The organism is Methylomonas sp. BG-2 (assembly GCF_057766305.1).
Window position 1 is genome coordinate 1 of sequence record NZ_JBYMAP010000345.1, and the last position, 3,118, is coordinate 3,118.

Annotated in this window: 3 protein-coding genes; all 3 read right to left on the minus strand. The window is 52.6% G+C overall.

The features are described from left to right. Positions 1-19: 19 nt before the first annotated feature. Complete coding sequence (locus tag AC3B8H_RS19865; RefSeq protein ID WP_488443250.1) at positions 20-541, minus strand: P-loop nucleotide/nucleoside kinase family protein; 522 nt, start codon at positions 539-541, stop codon at positions 20-22. Positions 542-547: 6 nt separating this feature from the next. Continuing rightward, the gene (locus AC3B8H_RS19870) at positions 548-2,023 is read right to left on the minus strand and encodes a right-handed parallel beta-helix repeat-containing protein (protein ID WP_488443251.1); all 1,476 of its coding nucleotides are present in this window, start codon (positions 2,021-2,023) and stop codon (positions 548-550) included. A 53-nt stretch (positions 2,024-2,076) separates the two neighbouring features. Next, positions 2,077-3,118, minus strand: a 1,042-nt coding sequence (locus tag AC3B8H_RS19875) for a Tc toxin subunit A-related protein (protein ID WP_488443252.1), incomplete at its 5' end; no start/stop codon positions are given.

Here is a 3,118-nt window from a genome sequence, read left to right on the forward strand (position 1 = left end):
CGGAAATTATCGGTCGGCGTTACTTCGCCTTCGAATAGGAATTAAACGCGACGAACTCCACTCGATACTCGCTACACTCCCTTTCGTCAGGGGATTCCCATAATCGGCTGGCCAGATCGAAAATATCGTCGCTAACAACCATGGAAAAGGTATCTCCTCGCTCGATATTTCTCTGGCGCACTCGCTGGCGACGGATATCTTCCGGTGTGTCCAGTACATAAACCCGTAAATCGAAGCCGCTTTCAACAACGCGCCGATAAAATGCTTGCCGGTCTGCGCGCTGGATCAGACCTAACTCCAATACCACGTCGATGCCGGATGCCAATAGGGCGCCGGATTGCTTCCAAATCAGATTCACTACTCGGTCTTTCCGTTCGAGATACCAGATCGCGACTTCCTCGGCCGGTCTATCTGGACCGAACAGCAACGCGAACCATTCGTCCAGCGCAATATGAATACCATTCGTTTCGGCGGCCAGCGATTTGGAATATGTCGGTTTCCCGGCGCCCACCGGACCTTCTATTAAAGATACTTTTGCCATTTTGACTTAAGCAAGTGTTTGGCTCATCGGGATTTTGTCGCCCTGACCCGTCATTTCACGCAATTCGTAGTTATTTTCCAGCGTCGGATAGCTATCGGATTGCGAGGTCAATTGATTATGTTCCGATGTGAATTGGCCACGTAGTAAAGAGTTGTTTCGATAAATCGGCGTAATATTCGAAAACCCTTGCGAAAAAATGATCGTATTGTCGGCATGATTGGATTCCTCCAACAAGCCGACATTACGATTGGAAAAAATACCGATTTGCTGGTTCTGAAAATGATTACGGTGAATGGAAACACCTCTAGCGGATTCGATATAAATGCATTGATTAATGACATTTCCCGGCGAGCTTGCCGACTCGTCGTTACTATTTGCGGTATTTTTATGCAGTTTGGTCAGAAATGCATTGCTGGCGATTTCGATCCCGGTTACTTCCGGACTGGCGGCGCTATACCGGGAAACCAAAATTCCGCGCGTCGCGGAGGCCAGCGAATCGCCGTTGAGCGTCCCCAAATGGTCGCGGGTATATAAAAAGGTATTGTTCAGGATTTTACTCGTGGCGCTGCCGAACACACTCACCGCAGCGTCCTGATGCCAGCCTGCCCGATTGGTCGCGCAATTGTGGCAAGCGTTATTCGTAAATATCAATCCATAATGATCGGCGTCGCCCGGCTGATCCGCGCCGTAAACCAACGCGGCGCCACAATCCAAGAAATGATTGGCGTCAACAATCGAATTGAAGACGTTGTCGTGGCTGCCACTGATTTTTATCGCCGCCTGACGAATGTTTTTAAAGGTACAGCCATGCCATTTACAGTGGCTGCGGCCGGCCCATGCATAGCAGGCGGCGCTGGAACCCAGCGGTCCAATCCGGTCATAGGCGGTATCGGTCGGCAATTCCCACACGCATCCCGAAAATGTAGTACCAGGACCCGGAATGGTTGCGTTTCTGGCACCGTATGAATAGCAATTTTCTAAAACCGTGCCGAAATCGCCGGGCGCGGCATCCTGCATAAACAACGCGCCGCCGTAAAAATGTTGGCAGTGGGAAATTCTCGCGTTGCCGCACCCGTGTAAATAAATGCCGGCACCGATATTTTCCTCGACGACGAAATTCTCCGAATTACCCGAAGTGATTAAACCGATGAGTTTGAGCCGCGCGCAGTTTTTAAAGTACAGCGCGCTACGAGCCGCTTGATTGCCGATGAGGGTCTCGTTCCCGACCCGGCCGGTGTCCGCGGAATAGGCTGAATAATCCAACAAGCTACCAGGCTCGGCAATGACCGTTAAATCGTCAATACCATCGACGACCAACGGTGCTGTCAGAGGGTATCGGCCCGCCGGTATATAAACCACCGGTCCGACCGATTTACTCGCTTCGGCAAACAAATGCACCAGCACCGACGGACTGGCCTGCTTGTAAATCGTATTGGCCTGGCTGGCGGTTTTAGATAAGGAAAAATAGGTAGGTATCAACATTTACAGGACCTCGTATCAAAAGGATTTCTAGTCGATGGGGTTGGATTCTCCGGTTACACAGGCCATGCGGGGTAACGGGCCGAATAGCTGACGACAAACAAAATATCGGCGATGGACTCATCGGCTATCATCTGACTGATTAACCGACCATCGGCCAGTTTGTCGCTGAGTTCCAAATGCCAACGACCAACCGGCGATTTACCCTGCAACGCCAGCCAACTCGCGGCATTGCCACGCCGGCTGCTGGCGATGCCGGCAACGGCGGTCCCCGCGCCGCCGACTAATTCGGCATTACCATTGATGACACCGAGAAATTTGATCGGTAACTCCGGCAAAACCGTGCCATCCTTGGCAACGAAATACAGCACCAGCTGCGAAATCGATACATTCAGCGCGTTCGCTGGAAAATCGCCTTCCGCAATATCCCACTGCACGATGTTGGGTGTTGCTGCCTGATCGGGATGATTCAAGTCGTACCAAAGGTCCGGGAACTGATCGCGCAAGCCGAACGAACGGTCGGCACCGAATTCGGTAGGCAGACTTTGAATGACTTGTTTGCGGTATTGCCAGCTATCCAGCGCGGTGTAATCCAACGTGACCAACACGTCGCCGATGGTGGTGAAATCGAAAGGATTGGCCGCCTTGGGCATGCGCAACTCCCAAAAGGTATCGACACCGACCGATTCGAACGGCATCAAAAATTCCGGCTGCTGATTGAGTTCGAATACCCCGGACGCATTGATCGCGCCGGTCAGCGCCACTGACTGCATTCCATGATGCACTTCGACCTGCCGGAAACCGCCGTCGTCAACCACCACCCGCGATACCCCGAGATTGGTCAGCGTGGCATGAACGCCTACGGTCGGAGGTACTAACGCCACCACACTGGTCCGCACTTGGCGGATCAAACGCAAATAATGGCCGGGGAAATCTCGGTCGAACAACGCCATCGCGGTATTGAAGCGAATCACCCCGGTATCGCGGAAGCGTTGAAATTCGATCGGCGACAGCGCGGCCAGCGAGAAGGTCTTGCTCATTTGTAACTTCCGGCTGTTGCTCAGGAATGCGTATTGGTCAAGCTCGGTAATATCTCGC